This is a genomic window from Pseudoflavonifractor sp. BSD2780061688st1 E11 (assembly GCF_005844125.1).
Taxonomy (GTDB): Bacteria; Bacillota; Clostridia; order Lachnospirales; family Lachnospiraceae; genus Sellimonas; species Sellimonas catena.
The window spans coordinates 1-20315 of sequence record NZ_SPHM01000053.1; the positions used below are offsets into that span (position 1 = coordinate 1).

General features: G+C 46.1%; 14 protein-coding genes, 1 tRNA gene, 1 rRNA gene and 1 riboswitch. Of the genes, 13 read left to right on the forward strand and 3 right to left on the reverse strand.

Annotated elements, in window-relative coordinates; genetic code table 11:
• The 3 genes from FGQ85_RS16315 to thiC form a co-directional block, all read left to right on the forward strand.
• Window positions 1-183, forward strand: a 23S ribosomal RNA gene (locus FGQ85_RS16315); the annotation flags it as partial.
• Between the two features lie 197 nt (window positions 184-380).
• Window positions 381-488: riboswitch (TPP riboswitch) on the forward strand.
• A 101-nt stretch (window positions 489-589) separates the two neighbouring features.
• Window positions 590-1099 carry an energy coupling factor transporter S component ThiW gene (gene thiW / locus FGQ85_RS16320; protein WP_087167508.1) on the forward strand — a complete coding sequence of 170 codons (510 nt, stop codon included), beginning with the start codon at window positions 590-592 and terminating at the stop codon, window positions 1097-1099.
• Between the two features lie 226 nt (window positions 1100-1325).
• Window positions 1326-2636, forward strand: a complete 1311-nt coding sequence (gene thiC, locus FGQ85_RS16325; protein ID WP_087167507.1) for a phosphomethylpyrimidine synthase ThiC — start codon at window positions 1326-1328, stop codon at window positions 2634-2636.
• A 176-nt stretch (window positions 2637-2812) separates the two neighbouring features.
• Here thiC and FGQ85_RS16330 read toward each other — a convergent pair.
• Window positions 2813-2883: transfer RNA gene (locus tag FGQ85_RS16330), tRNA-Trp, on the reverse strand.
• Between the two features lie 400 nt (window positions 2884-3283).
• On the opposite strand from FGQ85_RS16330, the gene FGQ85_RS16335 reads away from it, so the two are divergent.
• From FGQ85_RS16335 to FGQ85_RS16360, 6 genes are all read left to right on the forward strand, one after another.
• Window positions 3284-3634 carry a DUF2200 domain-containing protein gene (locus FGQ85_RS16335; RefSeq protein WP_138373983.1) on the forward strand — a complete coding sequence of 117 codons (351 nt, stop codon included), beginning with the start codon at window positions 3284-3286 and terminating at the stop codon, window positions 3632-3634.
• 35 nt (window positions 3635-3669) lie between these two features.
• Window positions 3670-4281 carry a GNAT family N-acetyltransferase gene (locus FGQ85_RS16340; RefSeq protein WP_138373984.1) on the forward strand — a complete coding sequence of 204 codons (612 nt, stop codon included), beginning with the start codon at window positions 3670-3672 and terminating at the stop codon, window positions 4279-4281.
• A gap of 143 nt (window positions 4282-4424) precedes the next feature.
• The gene (locus FGQ85_RS16345) at window positions 4425-4985 is read left to right on the forward strand and encodes a hypothetical protein (RefSeq protein WP_087167505.1); all 561 of its coding nucleotides are present in this window, start codon (window positions 4425-4427) and stop codon (window positions 4983-4985) included.
• A gap of 255 nt (window positions 4986-5240) precedes the next feature.
• On the forward strand, window positions 5241-5744 hold the full coding sequence (locus FGQ85_RS16350) for a MarR family transcriptional regulator (protein WP_087254582.1): 504 nt from the start codon (window positions 5241-5243) through the stop codon (window positions 5742-5744).
• Window positions 5745-5765: 21 nt separating this feature from the next.
• Window positions 5766-8021 carry an ABC transporter ATP-binding protein gene (locus FGQ85_RS16355; RefSeq protein WP_138373985.1) on the forward strand — a complete coding sequence of 752 codons (2256 nt, stop codon included), beginning with the start codon at window positions 5766-5768 and terminating at the stop codon, window positions 8019-8021.
• Window positions 8014-9858 (forward strand): ABC transporter ATP-binding protein, encoded by a 1845-nt coding sequence (locus FGQ85_RS16360; protein ID WP_087254577.1) that lies wholly within the window; start codon window positions 8014-8016, stop codon window positions 9856-9858. The genes FGQ85_RS16355 and FGQ85_RS16360 overlap by 8 nt, the downstream gene beginning before the upstream one ends.
• A gap of 63 nt (window positions 9859-9921) precedes the next feature.
• On the opposite strand, the gene FGQ85_RS16365 is transcribed toward FGQ85_RS16360, so the two are convergent.
• Window positions 9922-11397, reverse strand: a complete 1476-nt coding sequence (locus tag FGQ85_RS16365; protein ID WP_087167501.1) for a DUF1846 domain-containing protein — start codon at window positions 11395-11397, stop codon at window positions 9922-9924.
• A 205-nt stretch (window positions 11398-11602) separates the two neighbouring features.
• Here FGQ85_RS16365 and ftsH point away from each other — a divergent pair, with 205 nt between their 5' ends.
• The 4 genes from ftsH to FGQ85_RS16385 all read left to right on the forward strand — a co-directional run bounded on the left by ftsH (window position 11603) and on the right by FGQ85_RS16385 (window position 17518).
• Window positions 11603-13672, forward strand: coding sequence for an ATP-dependent zinc metalloprotease FtsH (gene ftsH / locus FGQ85_RS16370; protein ID WP_087167500.1), 2070 nt, complete (start codon window positions 11603-11605; stop codon window positions 13670-13672).
• Window positions 13673-13749: 77 nt separating this feature from the next.
• A complete protein-coding gene (gene uvrC, locus FGQ85_RS16375; protein ID WP_138373986.1) occupies window positions 13750-15594 on the forward strand; it encodes an excinuclease ABC subunit UvrC in 1845 nt (614 codons plus the stop codon).
• Window positions 15595-15648: 54 nt separating this feature from the next.
• Window positions 15649-16566, forward strand: coding sequence for an HPr(Ser) kinase/phosphatase (gene hprK / locus FGQ85_RS16380; RefSeq protein WP_087167498.1), 918 nt, complete (start codon window positions 15649-15651; stop codon window positions 16564-16566).
• A 19-nt stretch (window positions 16567-16585) separates the two neighbouring features.
• Window positions 16586-17518, forward strand: a complete 933-nt coding sequence (locus FGQ85_RS16385; RefSeq protein ID WP_138373987.1) for an ROK family glucokinase — start codon at window positions 16586-16588, stop codon at window positions 17516-17518.
• Window positions 17519-17608: 90 nt separating this feature from the next.
• On the opposite strand, the gene FGQ85_RS16390 is transcribed toward FGQ85_RS16385, so the two are convergent.
• On the reverse strand, window positions 17609-20200 hold the full coding sequence (locus tag FGQ85_RS16390) for a PBP1A family penicillin-binding protein (protein WP_138373988.1): 2592 nt from the start codon (window positions 20198-20200) through the stop codon (window positions 17609-17611).
• Window positions 20201-20315 lie beyond the last annotated feature (115 nt).

Sequence of the window (20315 nt, forward strand, 5' to 3'; positions counted from 1 at the left end):
CAGGGTAGCCAAGCCGGGAAGGGATAAACGCTGAAGGCATCTAAGCGTGAAGCCCCCCTCAAGATGAGATATCCCATACGCAAGTAGTAAGACCCCTTGAAGACGACGAGGTAGATAGGGCAGAGGTGGAAGTGTAGTAATGCATGGAGCTGACTGTTACTAATAGGTCGAGGGCATAACCAAGGAATGGTGGATAGGAAAAGCAGGATGACAGAAACGTGGACTTATATGTGGTTTTGAAGGTACATGAATGAAGGAGACAGCTAAGGCTGTCTTTTTTTGATACTTGAAGCTGGAGTTTTGATCAGATATAAATTTCAATTTACTACTTGAAAGTGAGAAATAAGAGGACTATAATTGTCTATGATCAGATATTTGAATAGTGTGACACAGGGAGCTGACCGGAGTCGGCTGAGAGGAGGCTGGATCGCCTCGACCTGAGACCTGATTTGGATAATGCCAACGTAGGGATGATGATGAAATTATTTAGGATACTAAATCTGGAGATGCCCTGCGGCATCTCTTTTTCTTTTCCCGGAAGGTGTTACAGGAAAATATCTGAGAACTTATGGAAAGGAGCTGTGTGTTGATGAAACAAAATACAGCAACAAAAAAACTGGTACTGGCAGGAGTGCTGACCGCACTGGCGGTCGTTGGAAGTATGATCAGCTTTCCGGTGGCAGGAAGTAAATGTGCACCGGTACAGCATATGGTTAATATTCTGGCGGCTGTAACCCTTGGACCGGGATGGGGAGTCGGTATTGCTTTCTGTGCAAGTCTGCTTCGGAACATAATGAGCCTCGGCAGCCTTCTGGCATTTCCGGGAAGCATGGTGGGAGCATTGTGCTGCGGACTTGTCTATATGGGATGTAGAAAACTTGCTCCGACCTGTGCGGCAGAAGCTATTGGAACAGGAGTTTTGGGAGGCTTGTGTGCATATCCGGTTGCAAAACTTCTGATGGGTATGGAGCCGGTGGGCCTGTTTGTCTATGTCGTTCCATTTCTGATTTCAACGGTAGCAGGAAGTATTCTGGCATTTATTTTGATTACAGTACTGGAAAAAGGTGGAGCGCTTAATCAGCTTCGTATGGCGAATTAGTTTATCGGAAGTGAAACGCTTCTGAGAAAGCGGCAGGCCGGGGACACCACTTTCTGCCGCTATAGAAAAATCAGGTTGTGGTTAAAGGAGGAAAACAAACTTGATGATCACCAGACAAAGAAACGGTGAAGGCGTCGGCATCCAGATGAGAGCAGGAAGTAATTATTCTGCCTGTCTATCTATAAAAGCCGGCGTCTGACAAAGGAAGAAAAAGGAGGTAAAGAATATGGAAACCTACACAACTCAAATGGATGCAGCCCGGAAGGGCATTGTCACTTCTCAGATCAAGACAGTAGCGGAAAAAGAAAAAATGCCGGTCGAAAAGCTGATGAAACTGGTAGCAGAAGGAAAGGTTGCAATCTGCGCTAATAAACGTCACTCCTGTCTTGATCCGGAAGGAATTGGCAGTATGCTTCGAACAAAAATTAATGTAAATCTCGGAGTCTCGAGAGACTGCAAAGATTATGATATTGAGATGCAGAAAGTGCTGAGTGCCGTTAATATGGGAGCTGAGGCAATCATGGATCTTTCCAGTCACGGAAATACACAGCCATTCCGTCAGAAACTGACGAAAGAATGCCCGGTGATGATCGGGACTGTTCCTGTTTACGACAGTGTGATTCATTACCAGAGAGACCTGGCAACACTTTCAGCAAAAGATTTTATTGATGTCATTCGGATGCATGCGGAAGACGGCGTAGATTTTGTGACACTGCACTGTGGAATTACAAGAAAGACGATTGAACAGATCAAAAAGCATAAAAGAAAGACAAACATTGTAAGCCGCGGCGGAAGTCTGGTATTTGCATGGATGAGCATGACTGGGGAAGAAAATCCATTTTACGAATACTTTGACGAAATTCTCGATATCTGCGAGGAATATGATGTAACCATTTCCCTTGGAGATGCCTGCCGCCCAGGGTGTCTGGCAGATGCAACAGATGTGTGTCAGATAGAGGAACTTGTCCGTCTTGGAGAGCTGACAAAACGCGCATGGGCGCATAATGTCCAGGTTATGGTAGAAGGTCCGGGGCATGTACCGCTGGATCAGGTAGAGGCAAACATGAAAGTCCAAAACAGTATCTGTATGGGAGCACCGTTTTATGTACTCGGCCCGATTGTGACGGATATTGCGCCAGGCTATGATCACATCACAGCAGCCATCGGAGGCGCTGTAGCAGCAATGAATGGGGCAGCTTTCCTTTGTTATGTAACGCCTGCAGAACATCTGGCACTGCCAAATGTAGATGATGTAAAACAGGGAATTATTGCATCGAAAATCGCGGCACACGCAGCAGATATCGCCAAAGGAATTCCGGGAGCAAGAGAGATTGATGACAGGATGGCAGAGGCCAGAAGAAAACTGGACTGGGAAGAACAGTTCGCGTGTGCGTTGGATCCGGAAACAGCGAAAGCAATCCGGGACAGCAGAAAACCGGAAGATGATCACAGTGACACATGCAGTATGTGCGGAAAATTCTGTGCGGTCCGGAGTATGAACAAGGCTTTGGCAGGAGAATATATCGACATTTTGTAGAAAACGGATATATCGGCACTGACCGGAATCGGAAAAGAAAGATCAATGCAAAGAAAGAAGAGCATTTTCGGCTATCTAATATCATAGCATGAAAATGCTCTTTTCTATTTGTGTTCTACCTTGTGTTCTATTTCAAACCCGGACATGAAAAAACCGCCGAAATTCGGCGGTTTCAGCAGGGGATGAGAGAATCGAACTCCCGCTAAGAGTTTTGGAGACTCCTGTCATACCATTTGACCAATCCCCTTCTTTAGTTTTTTTAACTGTTTTTACTTATATCACATTTTGGACTGTCATGTCAAGTATATTGTATTCCATAGAAAAAGAAAATCGTTGCCAAATAGTTAAAGTTTGGCATATGTCGAATAAGAGGTAAGCTTGTAAAATTTCGGGAAGTGGAACCGGGACATAAGGCAGCCTGTCATTGTATAGAAAAATAGAAAATGGAGAAACGACAAAATTCGGGCCAGCAGTTTATTTTCTGTGTGCCCGAATTTGCGTTACCTGACAGATTGAATCAGTTATTTATTCCAGCAAATCTAATAATTCATATAAAGTCGCAATACTTTTTCAGGATGAAAGAACCTGCCATCTATGATATGATGTAAAAAACAATCGTTTCAGAACAGGGGAAGGAGTGCAGGAAATTGGAGAATGAAAAAGTATATCAGATGAAGTTTGCGAAGATTTATGAGCTTTTGGTTAATAAAGCAGTGAGGAAGGATCGGACAAAGGAAGAAGTGGATGAGATTATCCGGTGGCTTACCGGATATAAGCAGGAAGAACTGGATCAGATGTCGGTATCTGAGATCGGATACGGCGAGTTTTTCCAGAATGCACCGGAGTTAAATGAAAACCGGAAGAAGATCAAAGGTGTGGTCTGCGGAGTGCGTGTAGAGGAGGTAGAGGAGCCGTTAATGCAGGAGATCCGATATCTGGACAAACTGGTTGATGAACTTGCAAAGGGAAAACGGATGGAGAAAATCCTTCGGGCTTAATTCCATTGGATAAGAAGCAGAAAGAGAGGGAAAAGATGAAGAGAGAAAACACACCGGAACTGGTCACAGAACGGCTTATTTTGAGGAAGTTTACCGAGGAAGACAGGGAAGCGTTGTATGAGATACTGAAAGACGAGGAGGTCAATCGCTTTCTTCCGTGGTTTCCGGCAGCATCTTTAGAGGCGGCGGAAACATTTCTGAAGGAACATTATCTGGACAGTTATAAAAAGGAAAGCGGATACCAGTATGCCATCTGTCTGAAAGGGGAGAACCGTCCGGTCGGATACATTGGTGTATCCATGGAGGAAAGCCATGACCTTGGATATGGTCTGAGAAAGGAATACTGGAATCAGGGAATTGTCACTGAGGCCGGCAGAGCAGTCATCGAGCGGGTGAGAAAAGACGGGATTCCTTACTTGACTGCGACTCATGATGTGAAGAATCCGGCAAGCGGAGCAGTGATGGAAAAACTCGGTATGAGTTATCAGTATTCTTATGAGGAACTATGGCAGCCGAAGAATTTCCTTGTGACTTTCCGGCTGTATCAGCTGAACCTGGATGGAGAGACGGAGCGGGTGTATAGGAAGTACTGGGAACAGTCAGAAGTACATTTTGTCGAAGATAGAGAAGAAGAAACGAGACAGTGAAAAAATTCTCCTGTCTTGTCAGATTCTGCGAAAAGTTCTCCAGATGTTCACAGAAAATACCGGAAAAAACATGGAAGACCCTGAGGAAGTATGTTATAATTTTTGATGCTGGACAGGCAGAGAATCGGTATTAAGGGGACACTATGGAGTTTAAGGATTTGAATAAAGACATTGTCGTATTCCGCTATCATGTCAGCCCGAATTTTGGCATGGAGGGCGATGACGGCGGCTTTTCTCTGGAATTACGGGGAAATGGCAACTTGAAATTTGCAGCTTACCGGCTTTTTGATGAAATAAAGACGATGAAAATTTTCAAATTAAACCGGGAAGAGACAAAAGAGATTTTCGATATCTTAAAAGAGACGGAAAAGATCTGGGGGAAGATACCGGAAAGTCTTGACAATCATCTGAATGACGGACCGGGAAATATCAATGAGTTTATCTTCCTGGGTGAGAAGAAAATTCAGGCGCGCAATATCCGGAAGACATGGCTTCCGGGGGAGGCGATCCGGGGAGGAAAATACTATAAGCGGTTCAAAAACGTAATGAAATATGAAAATCAGATTCTTCAGATTTTTGAAGGAATTTCAAAAGTACTGAAGAAGAAGGACATTCATCTTTCACTGGACCAGTGCCGGATTCATGACAGGTGTAAGGTGAAGATCACCTGGATTGATAAGACGAAACAGCATAGTCATACATAGAGTCAGCAGACGCTTCTTAAAGGAGGCGTCTTTTCATTTTATATACAACAGTAGTTTATCACAAACACGAAAAAGAAGACAGGACAGTATAGAAAAATCCGGATGTTTCCACACATCCGGATTAATTAGTTGTTTAATTAAATTTTTGTGAAAATTTATGACTAAAAAGTGAAATAACAAGATATATATTGACATACATTAGGCAAAATACTAAACTATCGGTTAGACATCTAACTAATTAAAGGAGGAAAAACAATGGAAGAAAGATCGGTAAGGGAAATACCGGTTCCTCTTCTGCTCAATCAGATCCTGCATGCACAGACCTACCGGATCATGCAGTGTATGAAAGATGTAGATCTGAAGCCGGGGCAGGCAGGATGTCTGTTTATCCTTTCCAAGGAAGGGAAACTGCCCCAGAAGGATATTGCTAAAAAGCTTGGAGTGAAGCCTCCGTCCATCACGGCGCTTCTGAAAAAGCTGGAGGCAAGAGGACTGATTATACGCAGCCAGGATGATCAGGACCAGAGGGTTTCATGGATCACATTGAGTGAGGAAGGAAAACATTATATTAATAAAATCAAAGACATGATGAAAGAAATGGATGAGGCAATGTTTCAGGATGTTCTGCCGGAAGAGAAACTGCTTTTTCGAAGAATCCTGCTTCAGATCAGAGAAAATCTGATGACAAAAGAAGAGATTGAAAGCTGCAGCATCGATTTCAAAAAGAAATGCATGGCTGATTTGGATGATGAAAAATAAGGCAGAAAGAAGGAAACGATTATGGGAAAATTATTCAAATATCTGAAACAGCATGCTATGGTAATTCTGGCGATTATTGTAGTGCTGTTTGTCCAGGCATTCTGCGATCTGTCACTGCCGACATATACATCAGATATTGTCAATGTAGGAATTCAGCAGGGCGGAATCGATACGACGGTTCCGGAACAGATCGGAAAGACCGACCTTGAAAATCTGCTTCTGCTTGTCCCGCAGGAAGATGCCGGGACGGTGCAGGATGCGTACAGGGAAGGAACAAAGGAAGATCTGGATACAGGAGAGGAATTTGTTGTTCTGAAAGACGCGGTCCGCAATGACGAAGAGCAGATGAACGAACTCTTCGATATTCTTGGGAAGCCGATGTTTCTGGCAGAAGGGCTTTCTTCAGACAGTGAAGAACTGGATGCGATGAAAGAGCAGATGCTTTCGCAGATGCCGGCAGGATCAGTTCAGGGGGACGTATCCATGTTTGACATTCTCCGGGTGCTTCCACAGGAACAGAGGGAATCCATGGTCCGGGAGATGGAACAGCAGGTGTCCGATATGCCGGATACGATGCTGGAACAGACAGCAACGGTTTATATTGAAAACATATACCGCAGTCTTGGGGTGGATATGGATGCCATGCAGACAAATTACATCCTGATTACCGGAGCCAAGATGCTGGGACTTGCATTTCTGGGTCTGCTCGCAAGTGTGACGGTCGGACTTCTGGCCTCCAGGACGGCAGCAGCTGTCGGACGGGATCTCAGAAGAAATGTATTTACCAAGGTTGTCGGATTTTCAAGCAGTGAATTTGACCACTTTTCCACTGCGTCTCTGATTACAAGAAGCACCAATGATATTCAGCAGATTCAGATGGTGATTGTCATGATGCTTCGCATGGTGCTCTATGCGCCGATTATCGCAGTCGGCGGTATTTACAAGGTAATTAATACCAATGTATCCATGACCTGGATCATCGATCTTGGAGTAGTATTGATACTTGGAGTTGTGCTGCTTCTATTTCTCTGTGTGATGCCAAAATTCCGGATCCTTCAGAAAATGGTGGACCGTGTCAATCTGGTGACAAGAGAAATTCTGACAGGACTTTCTGTAATTCGCGCGTTCCATACAGAAAAACATGAGGAAGAACGCTTTGACAAGGCCAATACGGATCTGACAAAAACGAACCTGTTTGTCAACCGTGCCATGACCTTGATGATGCCGGCGATGATGCTGATCATGAACGGAATCAGCATTTTGATTATGTGGGTAGGAGCACACGGCGTGGAAAACGGACAAATGCAGGTTGGAGATATGATGGCATTTATCCAGTACACGATGCAGATTATTATGGCCTTCCTGATGATCTGTATGATTTCAATTATGCTTCCAAGAGCAGCGGTTGCGGCAGGACGTGTCGATGAAATCCTGACAAGCGAGACAGCAATCAAAGATAAGGAAGAACCGGAACATATTCCGGAAGCAGGAAAAGGGCTTGTGGAATTTGATCATGTATCTTTCCGTTATCCGGGAGCCGGAAAAGATGTACTTCATGATATTCATTTTACCGCAAAACCGGGTGAAACAACCGCAATCATTGGAAGTACAGGAAGCGGTAAGTCGACCCTGGTCAATCTGATTCCACGTTTCTACGATGTGACAGAAGGCGCGATCCGGATAGACGGCAGGGATATCCGGAATGTGACACAGCATGAACTCCGGGAGAAACTCGGATATGTGCCACAGAAAGGAATGTTGTTTTCAGGAACGATCGCGTCCAATATTGCATACAGTGATGAGAATATGCCGATGGAACGCATAGAAGAAGCAGCTGAGATTGCGCAGGCGAAAGATTTTATCGAAGAGAAACCGGACGATTATGACAGCCCGATTTCCCAGGGAGGCGGCAATGTCTCCGGAGGACAGAAACAGCGTCTTTCTATTGCGAGAGCTGTAGCCAAACATCCGGATATCTTTATCTTTGACGACAGCTTTTCAGCTCTGGACTATAAAACAGATACGGTTCTGCGTCAGGCATTAAAAGAAAAGACGAAGGATAGCACCGTGATTATCGTGGCTCAGAGAATCAGTACCATTCTTCACGCGGAACAGATTATTGTTCTGGATGAAGGAGAGATCGCCGGCATTGGAACCCATGAGGAGCTTCTGAAAAACTGTGAAGCTTACTATCAGATTGCTTCGTCCCAGCTTTCCAGGGAGGAACTGGAACAGGCGGTAAAAGGAAACGGAAAGGGGGAGGCAGCATATGAGTAATCAAAGAAGAGGTCCGATGGGCGGACATGGACATATGGGAGCCGGTGAAAAGGCAAAAGACTTTAAAGGGACATTGAAAAGAGTGCTGAAATACATTGGCCCGTATAAGATCCCGATTCTATTCGTCATGCTGTTTGCCATCGGAAGTACCATATTTAATATTATCGGTCCGAAAGTACTTGGAAAAGCGACGACGGAGATCTTCACCGGACTGGTCAGCAAAGTAACAGGAGGAGAGGGAATAGATTTTGGTAAAATCGGAAGAATTCTGGTTACCCTTCTCTGCCTGTATGTAATCAGTGCGCTTTTCTCCTTTATTCAGGGATATATCATGACGGGAGTTACACAGAAACTGACATATCGAATGAGAAAAGAAATCTCCGAAAAGATCAATCGTCTCCCGATGAATTATTTTGATACTAAGACACACGGAGAGGTGCTCTCCCGTGTCACAAACGATGTAGATACATTCAGTCAGAGCCTGAACCAGACGGCAACGCAGATGATTACATCCGTGACAACACTGATCGGAGTGCTTATCATGATGCTCAGTATCAGTCCGCTGATGACGGTGGTGGCACTTTTGATCCTGCCGATTTCTCTGATTCTTATATCATTTATTGTGAAGCATTCACAGAAATACTTCAAAAACCAGCAGGAATATCTGGGCCATGTTAATGGACAGGTGGAAGAGATTTACGGCGGACACAGTATTGTGAAAGCATTTAATAAGGAAGAGGATGTCCTGAAAGAATTCAACGAGATGAATGATGTGCTGTATCAGACCGCATGGAAATCTCAGTTCTTTTCTGGCATGATGATGCCGATCATGCAGTTTGTCGGCAATCTGGGATATGTCGGCGTTACTATTCTTGGAGGATATCTGGCAATTAAACAGACAATTGAAGTCGGTGACATCCAGTCTTTCATCCAGTATGTAAGAAACTTTACTCAGCCGATTCAGCAGGTGGCACAGGTGGCAAACATGCTGCAGTCCATGGCGGCGGCTTCCGAGCGAGTATTTGAATTTCTGGAGGAAAAAGAAGAGGATCAGTTTGCCAAAGATCCGGTATCGACAGAGGGGCTTCAGGGCAATGTGGAGTTTGACCATGTAAAATTCGGATATAATCCGAACAATATCATCATCAAAGATTTCTCCACACAAGTAAAAGAAGGACAAAAGATCGCGATAGTCGGTCCGACCGGAGCCGGAAAGACAACGCTGATTAAACTTCTGATGCGCTTTTACGATGTTAATGAGGGAGCGATTCTTGTTGACGGGCACAATGTCAAAGACTTCAACCGTGGAGAACTGCGGCAGATGTTCGGCATGGTGCTTCAAGACACATGGCTTTTCAACGGTTCTATTCGCGATAATATCCGTTACGGAAAACTGGATGCGACTGATGAGGAAATTGTGGAAGCTGCAAAGGCGGCACATGCACATCACTTCATCCAGACTCTTCCAGACGGCTATGACATGGAGCTGAATGAGGAGGCAAGCAATGTTTCACAGGGTCAGAAGCAGCTCCTGACGATTGCAAGAGCCATTCTGGCAGATCCGAAGATCCTTATTCTTGACGAAGCGACAAGTTCTGTTGATACAAGGACAGAAATTCAGATCCAGAAAGCGATGGATAATCTGATGAAAGGAAGAACAAGTTTTATCATTGCCCACCGGCTTTCCACGATCCGTGATGCGGACCGGATTCTCGTTCTGAAGGACGGAGATATTGTTGAACAGGGAAAACACGAGGAACTCCTTGCGAAAGGCGGATTCTACGCAGAACTTTACAATTCTCAGTTTGAGGACGGAAGCGGAGCAATGGCTTCCTGAAAAAGTAAAAAGCAGATACAGAAAAACCCGGACCAGATGTCCGGGTTTTGTATATTTCTGAAACTAATAGATCGGATCGTGTTCATATTTTGGCTCGCATGTCAGTTGAATGCCAAGCTTTTTGAAAAGCTTAATATCTACAGAAGAAAGCATGACAGAGGTGTGTACCTGACATCCTTTCAGTTTCGGGAGCTGCTCCATCGCATGCTGTGCAGCCGGATTGGCAGCAGACGAAATGGAAAGGGCGATCAGAATCTCGTCAATGTGAAGACGAGGGTTCTTGCTTCCAAGATACTGTGTTTTCACTTTCTGAATCGGTTCAATGGCAGTCGGAGAGATCACATGGAGGTCGTGATCAATACCGGCAAGCTCCTTGAGGGCATTCAGGATCAGTGCCGCGGAAGGTCCGAGCAGGTTGGAAGTCTTTCCTGTCATGATCTTTCCGTCCGGAAGCTCGATAGCAGCAGCGGCAGCTCCGGTGCTCTCGGCACGGGAAAGTGCTGCGTCAACAACACGGCGATCATGGATGGTGACATGTGCCTGTTTCATCAGAAGCTCCAGTTTGAAGACCTCGGAGTCCGGGATATCTCCCTGCAGAAGATCACATTTTGCCTGATAGTATCGGCGGATGATTTCCTGGCGGGATGCTTCCTGGCAGACTTCGTCATCACAGATACAGTTTCCAGCCATATTGACACCCATATCGGTCGGTGACTTGTACGGACTCTCTCCAAAGATCTGCTCGAACATGGCATTCAGAACCGGGAAGATCTCCACGTCACGGTTATAGTTGACAGTAGTCTTTCCGTATGCTTCCAGATGGAACGGGTCAATCATATTGACATCATTTAAGTCAGCTGTAGCTGCTTCATACGCGAGGTTCACCGGATGTTTCAGCGGAATGTTCCAGATCGGGAATGTCTCGAATTTTGCGTAGCCGGCCCGGATTCCGCGTTTGTTCTCGTGATAGAGCTGGGAAAGGCAGGTCGCCATTTTTCCGCTTCCAGGTCCAGGGGCAGTGATGACTACCAGCGGTCTGGATGTCTCAATATAATCATTTCTTCCATATCCCTCATCGCTCACGATCAAAGGAATATTGGACGGATATCCTTCAATAATATAATGAGTGTAGACACGGATTCCCATGTTTTCAAGACGGTGGCGGAAGAGATCCGCGCTCTTCTGGCCGCTGTACTGCGTGATGACAACGCTGCCGACATAGAGACCGTTTTCTTCAAAGGCGCTTTTCAGGCGGAGTACATCATCATCGTAGGTGATACCAAGATCTCCGCGGACCTTGTTTTTTTCAATGTCACCGGCACTGATGACGATGACGATCTCAGCCGTATCGGAAAGCTGTTTTAAGAGTCTTAACTTGCTGTCCGGCTGAAATCCCGGAAGAACACGGGAAGCATGGAAATCATCAAAGAGTTTTCCACCAAACTCCAGATACAGCTTGTTGTCAAAATGACTGATCCGTTCACGGATATGCTCAGACTGCATATGGAGATATTTGTCATTATCAAATCCTATTTTCATACACAAACCATTCCTTCGCAAAATTTATTTCTTGTCCTATATTTTGAAAATACTACCTGAATAGTATACTACAATTTACGGGAATTTTACAATATTTAATATGTAGAAAAGGAAGCTGGATCCTCACTAAAATTTCACAATGTTTTTATTGATTTGTATGAAGATCAAACTTATAATAAAATAGATAGCATGTAGGAGGAAAAGAATGGACAATCAGAATAATAAAAAGAACGATAACAATAATCGGCAGAATTATGGGATTATTATTATAACCACAATAATTGCTGCTGTTTTTGTCATGTTTCTCTATCAGCTCATGCAGGACACGCCATCTCAGGAGATTTCCTATACGAAATTTATGGATATGGTGGAACAGGGCGAAGTCAGGGAAGTCACTATTGACTCGGAAAAGATTACGATCATACCGAAAACGGAAGCGGAAAAGCAGCAGGATTCCCAGTCGGGAAGCAGTGACGGACAGGATACACTCACTCAGGGCAGTAACTGGTTTACACAGTTTAATACCGGATCTCAGGTAGAGTATTATACCGGGATTGTAGATGATCCGGAAATGTACAATAAGCTGGAGAAAGCGGGAGTTGAGGTCAGCAGGACGATTCCGGATTCGACATCCATGATGATTTTAAATCTTGTATTCAGTGTCATTCTTCCGTTTGCGCTAGTATTTATTCTGCTCAGTTTCCTGATGCGGCGAGTATCCAAAAGCAGCGGGGGCATGATGGGGATTGGAAAGAGCAATGCCAAGATGTATGTGGAAAAGACCACGGGCGTAACATTTCGTGATGTGGCCGGTCAGGATGAGGCGAAAGAGTCTCTGCAGGAAGTGGTAGATTTCCTTCACAATCCGGGCAAATACACGGGAGTCGGAGCGAAGCTTCCGAAAGGAGCGCTTCTGGTAGGCCCTCCGGGAACAGGTAAGACGCTGCTTGCAAAGGCAGTGGCAGGAGAGGCGAATGTGCCGTTTTTCTCTCTGTCGGGTTCTGCGTTTGTGGAAATGTATGTCGGAGTCGGAGCATCCCGTGTAAGGGATCTGTTTAAACAGGCACAGCAGATGGCGCCGTGTATTATTTTTATCGATGAGATCGATGCCATCGGAAAAAGCAGGGATTCGCAGCTCGGGGGAAACGATGAGCGTGAACAGACACTGAATCAGCTGCTGGCGGAGATGGATGGATTTGATACAAACAAAGGTCTTCTTCTACTGGCAGCAACGAACCGTCCGGAGATTCTGGACCCGGCTCTGTTAAGACCGGGACGGTTTGACCGCCGGATTATTGTGGAAAGACCGGATCTGAAAGGCCGTGTTGATATCCTGAAAGTACATGCAAAGGATGTGCGGATGGATGAGAGTGTTAATCTGGAGGAAATCGCACTTGCGACGAGCGGCGCGGTAGGATCAGATCTTGCGAATATGATCAATGAAGCGGCGATTAATGCGGTAAAGCATGGACGCCATGCGGTGAGTCAGTCCGACCTTTTTGAGGCCGTGGAAGTGGTTCTTGTAGGAAAGGAAAAGAAAGACCGGATCATGAGCCAGGAAGAGCGCAGGATTGTTTCCTACCATGAGGTGGGACATGCACTTGTGAGTGCGCTTCAGAAGGATTCCGAGCCGGTTCAGAAGATCACGATTGTTCCGCGTACGATGGGTGCGCTTGGATATGTCATGCAGACACCGGAGGAAGAGAAATTCCTCAACACCAAGAAGGAACTTGAGGCGATGCTGGTAGGGCTTCTTGCCGGACGTGCTGCGGAGGAGATCGTATTTGATACGGTTACGACAGGAGCTTCCAATGATATCGAGAAGGCGACCAAGGTTGCCAGAGCGATGATTACCCAGTATGGTATGTCCGAGAAGTTCGGCCTGATCGGACTGGAATCCATCCAGAACCGGTACCTTGACGGAAGGGCAGTCATGAACTGCGGTGAGGCGACAGCGGCTGAGATTGACTCTGAGGTCATGCAGATGCTGAAGGTTGCCTACGATGAAGCAAAACGTCTTCTGATGGAGAACAGGGAAGCACTTGACAAGATTGCAGCGTTCCTGATCGAGAAAGAGACGATTACCGGAAAAGAGTTTATGAAGATCTTCCACGAGGTCAAAGGAGTGTCCGAAGGGGAAGTCAAAAAAGAGGAACGGATCGCAATGAAGCCGGTAGAATTTCCGGATCATCCGGAGATCGAAGAAACTGTTCAGGCACCGGAGGAGACTGCAAACGAGGAAGAAAGCACAGGCTTTGGACCGACAGAAGAATAAAGACAGGAATTCAGCGTATGGGGATTGTCCATACGCTGTTCTTTTGCTAAAATAGATGGGGTTAAAGAGGTGAAGCGATGTTTGTAATTGAAGAAGAACTGAAAAAACTGCCGGCAAAGCCTGGAGTTTATCTGATGCATGATGAGAAGGACGAGATCATCTACGTGGGAAAAGCCATCAGCCTGAAAAACCGGGTGAGACAGTATTTTCAGAGCAGCAGAAATAAGGGCGTCAAGATCGAGCAGATGGTCACGCACATCCGGCGGTTTGAATACATTGTCACAGATTCGGAACTGGAAGCTCTGGTACTGGAATGTAATCTGATCAAGGAACACAGGCCGAAGTACAATACCATGCTGATGGACGATAAGACATATCCCTTTATCAAGGTGACCGTCCAGGAACCGTTCCCGCGGATTATGATGGTGCGCAGGCAGGCAAAGGATAAGGCAAAGTATTTTGGACCGTTTACGAGTTCTCAGGCGGTGAAGGATATCATTGATATGGTAAGAAAGCTGTATCATTTAAGAAGCTGCAGCAGAAATCTGCCGAGAGATATCGGGAAAGAACGTCCGTGTCTGTACTACCACATCAAACAGTGTGATGCTCCGTGCCAGGGATATATTTCCAGCGAACAGTACAGGGAGTCCATTGACGAGGTCGTGAAATTTTTATCCGGGCATTATGACGGGATTCTGAAAGAACTGGAAGAAAAGATGATGGAAGCATCCGGGCAGATGGAGTTTGAAAAGGCAATCGAGTACCGGGAGCTGATCGGAAGTGTCAAGAAGATTTCGGAAAAGCAGAAGATCACCGATGCGGGAAAACCGGGAGAAGACCGGGATGTTCTGGCGGTTGCAAGGGAAGAGGGGGATGCTGTGGTACAGGTCTTCTTCATACGTGGAGGCCGCCTGATCGGACGGGATCATTTTTATCTGCGGACCGATCCGGACGAAACGAAGGCGGAGATCCTGACGAGCTTTATCAAGCAGTTTTATGCCGGGACACCGTATATTCCAAGAGAACTGCTGCTTCCGTACGAACTGGATGAAGCAGATATACTGATGGAATGGATGACTCGCAGAAGAGGACACAAAGTAACCGTTACAGTGCCGAAAAAGGGCGAGAAGGAAAAACTTTGTGAACTGGCGCAGAAAAATGCGGCGATGGTACTTGCAAAAGATAAAGAACACCTGATCCGGGAAGCCAACAGAACTACAGGAGCAGTCCGGGAACTGGAGGGAATTATCGGTGTTACCGGAATCCGCAGGATGGAGGCGTTTGACATCTCCAATACGAACGGGTTTGCATCGGTTGGTTCCATGGTAGTCTACGAGGATGGAAAACCGAAGAGAAGCGACTACCGGAAGTTCCGTATCAAGGGCGTAGTGGGAGCGGACGATTACGCAAGTATGCGGGAAGTGCTGACAAGGCGGTTCACACATGGACTGCAGGAAAAAGAAGAAGGAAAAGAGTTCGGAAGTTTTACTGTCTTTCCTGATCTGATTCTGATGGACGGCGGCAAGGGACAGGTGCATATCGCGGAGGAAGTGCTGGAGAAGCTGCATATCAGCATACCGGTCTGCGGCATGGTGAAGGATGACAGGCACCGCACGAGAGGACTTTATTACCACGATGAAGAACTCCCAATCCGGGCAGATTCAGAGGCGTTTAAACTGATTACACGTGTACAGGATGAGGCTCACCGGTTTGCCATCGAATTTCACCGGAAACTGCGGGGACAGGGGCAGGTTCACTCGATTCTGGATGATATTCCGGGAGTGGGACCGAAGCGGAGAAAAGATCTGATGAAACATTTTCAGAGTCTGGATGCGATCCGGCAGGCGGAAATCGAAGATCTGAAAAAACTTCCTACCATGAATGAAAAATCTGCCAGAGACGTGTACAATTTTTTCCACTGATATGATATACTATTCACAAAATGATTTTAACTGAGAAAATAAAGGAGAACAAATATGGGTGTGAAGCTTGAAAAACTAATTGAGAAGATGAACCTGAAGAATCTGACTCCGGATCTGGACCTGACCCAGTCGGAAATTCAGGTTCCGGATATCAACCGTCCGGCATTGCAGCTGACGGGATATTTTGACCATTTTGATTCTGAGCGTGTCCAGATTATCGGATATGTGGAGTATACGTATCTGGAAACACTGTCAGATGAGAAGAAGAAAGAGATGTATGCGCAGCTTCTCTCCTATGGAATTCCATGTATTGTATACTGCCGGAATATGGAGCCGGATGCGATGTTTCTTGAGATGGCCAATGAAATGAAAGTGCCGATTTTTCAGTCCTGTAAACAGACCTCTGCCTTTACTGCGGAAGTGATCCGTTGGCTGAATGTGGAACTGGCTCCATGCATTTCTATTCACGGGGTACTGGTTGATGTATATGGAGTTGGTGTTCTGATGATGGGTGAGAGCGGTATCGGAAAGAGTGAAGCAGCACTGGAACTGATTAACCGCGGCCATCGTCTTGTGACAGACGATGTTGTTGAAATCCGGAAAGTCAGCGATGATACTCTGGTTGGAAAAGCTCCCGATATCACCAGACATTTTATCGAGCTTCGCGGAATCGGTATTGTCGATGTCAAGAGTCTGTTTGGTGTACAGAGCGTCAGAGAGACACAGACGATCGATCTCGTGATCAATATGGAAGAGTGGGACAAGAACCGGGAGTACGACCGTCTTGGACTGAAAGAGGAATATACAGAATTTCTCGGAAATAAAGTCGTATGCCATTCGATTCCGATCCGTCCGGGAAGAAATCTGGCGATCATTGTGGAATCAGCGGCTGTCAACCACAGACAGAAACAGATGGGGTATAATGCGGCAGAAGAGTTATACAGACGTGTACAGGAAAGTCTGGCAAAATAAGAGGAAGGAAAGAACAGAGATGAATTATTGTTTTGGAGTTGATATAGGAGGTACCACCGTCAAGATCGGATTATTTCAGGAAGACGGAAACGTTCGGGAAAAATGGGAGATAAAAACCAGAACGGAAGAAAAAGGCTACAGGATTCTTCCGGATATTGCCAAATCTCTTTTGAACAGTCTGGAAAAGAATGGAATTCCGAAAGAGAATGTGGCCGGAATCGGAATCGGGGTCCCGGCTCCGATTACAGAAGACGGAGTTGTAAAGGCAACGGCAAATCTTGGATGGGAATATAAAAATGTGAAAGAAGAGATGGAGGAGCTGACAGGAATCCGTACTGCTACAGGCAATGACGCCAATGTGGCAGCACTTGGAGAAATGTGGCTCGGCGGCGGACGAGGCTGTAAAAATATGATTATGGTCACGCTGGGAACCGGTGTCGGAGGAGGAATCCTGATTAATGGAAAGATCCTGACAGGGGAACATGGAGCCGGCGGTGAGATCGGTCATCTCTGTGTCAACTACGAGGAAACGGACAGCTGTGGATGCGGAAATCATGGATGTCTGGAGCAGTACGCATCTGCGACAGGAATTACACGTCTTGCAAAGAAAAAGCTGGATTCCACTGACAGGGAGACTTTGTTGAGAAAAGGACCGGTCAACGCAAAGACCGTCTTTGATGCGGTAAAAGCAGGAGATGAAGTTGCCGATGAGATTGCTGTGGAGTTTGGAACATATCTGGGATATGCGCTCGCAAATCTTGCGGCTGCAGTAGATCCGGCTGCCATCGTGATCGGAGGCGGGGTATCCAAGGCAGGAGAAGTGCTTCTCCCGTACATCAAAAAGCCATATCAGGAGAGAGCGTTTTTTGCTGACCGCGACGTGAAATTTACACTTGCGGAGCTTGAAAATGATGCGGGGATCTGCGGAGCGGCAAAACTCGTTTTAGATTAATCATCTGAATAACAGAACATAAAGAAGGCCTCTGCGGCAGATCATATCTGCTGCAGGGGCCTTAATGCTGCGTTTTTTGTCCGGAACTATCTACTCGGAAGCGCTGTCTCCGCCGGAATCATCACTATGAGCTCCTCCACTGTTTGAATCGGAGGAAGTATTGTCAGATCCCTGAGTGCTGTCAGAGGAACTGCTGTTTCCGCTGTCGGAAGAGGATTCACTGTCCGAAGAATTACTGCTGTCGGAACTTTCGGAAGACTGGCTGTCTTCTGACTGATCAGAACTGTCTGAGCTTTCAGAATTACTGCTCGTAGAACGCCGTGTGGTTCTGTGTCCGGAACAGCTTTCGGTAGGTGCGGTATCTTTGTCAAAATATTCTGTCACAGAAGGACATCCGGATACAGCAAGTTTACCGGTGCTTGTGCAGACAGTCCGCTCAACAACAGAGTCCGGTGTTTCGAAGTCTGTGTAGGAAAGACCTTTTGTTGTATTGATCTGATCCATGATCTTTTTCCACATTCTTAGATGATAATTCCACTCCTGATCTGCGAGCGGGGTATTGTCATCATAACCGGTCCAGATCGTACAGGTATAATATGGAGTGTAACCTGCAAACCAGAGATCAACGTTGTTGGATGTTGTACCGGTCTTACCGGCAGCTGCCATATTGGAAAGACGGGCCGGAGTACCGGTTCCTTCTGTCAGAACGCCTTCCATTGCGCTTGTCAGAAGATATGCGGTGGATTCTTTCAGGACAGTACGCTTTTCCTGTGTCTGAGTACGGTCGAGCAGGACATTGCCGTCATGATCCAGAATCTTGGTGTACATGATCGGCTCCTGGTAAACACCGCCGTTTGCGATTGCGGCGTATGCCGCACACATTTCGTAGTTATACACACCGTCTGTGATACCGCCAAGGGCAAGAGACTGGTGAATATCTGTAAATACCTGACCCTCATCTGTAGTCCGGCTTTCAACCAGAGTGGAGAGTCCAAAGTTCTGACAGTAGGTAAAGCCAAGCTGCGGCGTAATCTCTGTCAGTGTCTTGACAGCGCAGATATTGGCGGACTGCTCAATCGCCTCCCGCATGGTCATATCACCGCGGTAATAATCGCCCCACCAGTTGGATACCGGAGTACCATCCGCGTATTCATAAGGTTCATCCTTGATGATTGTTGCCAGTGTTTCACCGGCGCTGTCAAGGGCAGGAGCGTAGGTAGACAGAATCTTAAAGCAGGAACCAGGCTGTCTTGTAGATCCGGTGTATGCACGGTTCAGACTCATGCTGGAGGACTTGGTTCCACGGCCGCCGACCATGGCCTTGATCTGTCCGGTAGCCTGATCAATGACGGTCACTGATGCCTGAGGCTGCGGTGACAGATCGATTACTTCATCATATGTGTCCCCCTCCTGAGCAATAGAAGCCTTAAATTCTTCGATCACCTGGTACGCTTCTTCCTCCGAATCAAAAGTCAGTCCGTATTTCATATTCCGGAACTGCTTGATATGTCCGGAACTGTAGTTTTCCTGTGTCCCATCGGCACGGGTAACAGTCAGAGCATAGGACAGTCCATACTCTATGTTGGAAGGATAATTGCTGTCATCGTTGACGATCTGGTCACAGATTCCCTGGATTTCCAGATCCTGTGTGGAATAAATACTCAATCCGCCTTTATATAATGTATTGTAGGCCTGAGTTTCGCTGTAGCCAAGTCCGATATCCGGATCTTCCAGATCATTCAGAATCTGTTCTGTCAAAGCGTCCACAAAATAGCTCTGCGGAGTGGTGCTCTGTGTGATGTTCGTATTGACATTCTGAATACGGGAATATACATCATCCGCCAGTGCTTCATCATGCGCCTCCTGGGAAATATATCCCTGATCAAGCATGTTGTCGAGAACCTGCTCGCGGCGTTTCGCATTGTTGTCAGGATGTGTAATAGGATTGTAATAACTTGGACTCTGGGTAATCGCAGCGATGACCGCGCATTCCGAAAGAGTCAGCTGAGACACATCCTTGTTAAAGTACCGCTGGGAAGCAGCCTGTACCCCGAGTGTATTCTGGCCAAGGTTGATGGTATTCAGATAGTTTTCCATGATTTCGCTTTTTGACATCTGCTTTTCAAGCTTGAGTGCAAGATACTGTTCCTGAATTTTACGTTCCAGTCTGTCAAAGAACGTATCTTCCGACATGAAGTCAAAAATATTATTTTTGATCAGCTGCTGTGTCAGGGTCGATGCGCCTTGAGAAAAATCTCCGGTGGTGATACCGATGATTCCTGCACGGATGATACCTTTTGGATCGATACCGTTATGCTCATAAAAACGCTCGTCCTCGATTGCAACAAAAGCATGCTGAAGATCCTTTGGAATCTCGTCGATTGTCTTATAAACACGGTTGGAACCGGCTGAGGTCAGCCGCTCGGTTTCGGTCTTATTATCCGACGCGTAAATAACGGAAGTATATCCTGTTGGCTTTACGTCTTCCGGGGTGACATCCGGGGCATCATTGATGACTTTTTTGATAAAAATTCCGCCGCCCACACATCCGGCTACGACAAGAAGCAGGAGCGTCAGAAGAACTCCTTTGAAGATCCGTACGCCGAGACGTTTCTTTTTCAGTTTTGATTTTGAGGTAATGTCTTTTCGTTTCTTAGCAGCCTTTTTTCTACCATAGTTCATGAGCATATGCCTCCTTTTATACCAAACCATTATAGCAAATTTCAATATTGAAATAAAGAAAAAAATGCAATCTTCAGTATTCGCTGATAAAAATTTAAGAAAAAGTTTTGAAAAT